The sequence below is a fragment of the Arthrobacter sp. 10T425 genome (genome assembly GCF_056393985.1).
Map to the genome: position 1 here is coordinate 1 of NZ_JBFTGZ010000104.1, position 400 is coordinate 400.

Annotated in this window: 1 protein-coding gene; it reads right to left on the reverse strand. The window is 73.0% G+C overall.

The genetic code is table 11. The annotated features are described in order from the left end of the window. Positions 1-400: anti-sigma factor domain-containing protein (locus AC1DDH_RS20725; protein ID WP_476956254.1), on the reverse strand; the 400-nt coding region annotated here is incomplete at both ends.

Here is a 400-nt window from a genome sequence, read left to right on the forward strand (position 1 = left end):
GAACACCACCGGCCCAGACGGCCCGTCCGGGCTGGGCGAGCCGCCCGGCGGCTCGATGCTGATGGCGAGCGCCGGCACGCTGTGCGGCGCGCGCTTCACTTCCAGCCGCACCTCGTGGCGCCGGCCGATCACCCCCAGCGACTGCGGCTTGCCGCCTTCCGGCAGGGCCCAGAGCTGGAGCACCTGCTGGTCGGCCAGCTTCAGGTGATCCAGGCGGCGCACGGTGACCGTGCTGGCGGGGGCATCCCAGAGCACAACCACGGCGGGCCGAGCCTGATCATCGTTCAGGATCGCCACGGCGGACATCGTCGGCGCCTGCTCGCGCTGGTTCACCAGCCATTGCGACACCCCCACGGCCATCAGCGCCAGCAAGGCCAGCGCCGCCGAGGCCATGCGCAGC